Origin of the sequence: Holdemanella sp. MSK.7.32, from assembly GCF_024460475.1 — a bacterium.
GTDB lineage: Bacteria > Bacillota_I > Bacilli_A > Erysipelotrichales > Erysipelotrichaceae > Holdemanella.
In genome coordinates, this window is the sequence record NZ_JANFYN010000119.1 from 1 (window position 1) to 703 (window position 703).

Below are 703 nucleotides of genomic sequence, written 5' to 3' on the forward strand. Positions count from 1 at the left end.
ATCCAAGCCGATTAAATACATCTGCTAATACTGGATTTCTTCGAGTGGATGGTACTGTTACGGGATCTCTTTCTTGAATGTTAGAGCCATCTGGCATACCACCTGGAGAATAAATTTCCAAACGATCGTCATACATATCAACGTGAACTTCACTGCCATTTATCAAATAATCTCTATGAGCTATGGCATTAACTAGTGCTTCATGGTAACTACGTTCTACATATTCTGGCATTTCTTCTCTAGAATTTGATGTTTTTCTCCACATCATTTTGGTATTCCGTTTAATAAAAGCTTCACCATTTTCTATTAAAGAAAGAACGCTGCCTTCATATTCAGCATCATCTAATGCATCGAAAGTTCCACCACTTTTATTCAAACCATTCCAACGTGTACAAAAGATTCTTGAATAGCGAATTGGACTTTCATCCGCAATTAAAGCACCCGCATTTGTAAGATATCCCTGTTCGGTTGCTAAACCAAATGAAACAAGATCTTTTTCGTCAAAACTATTACCCGTCCATTTTTTATATCTTTCTCTAAGTTTAGAAAAAGCATAATCTTCAACTTTATACATTGAATTTTGAGAATCAAAAGTTGTGTTACGACCTCTTAATACAAGACGTTTTAATTCGATAGGAGACGCTTTTACACTTTCATTACCAATACGAACATAAGCTTCAAGTAATCCGTCTCCTGAATAATA

Annotated in this window: 1 protein-coding gene; it reads right to left on the reverse strand. The window is 35.1% G+C overall.

Features of this window, described 5'->3' with window-relative positions; all coding sequences use genetic code 11:
- Nucleotides 1-703, reverse strand: a 703-nt coding sequence (locus tag NE544_RS12360) for an ATP-binding protein (protein WP_305145748.1), incomplete at both ends; no start/stop codon positions are given.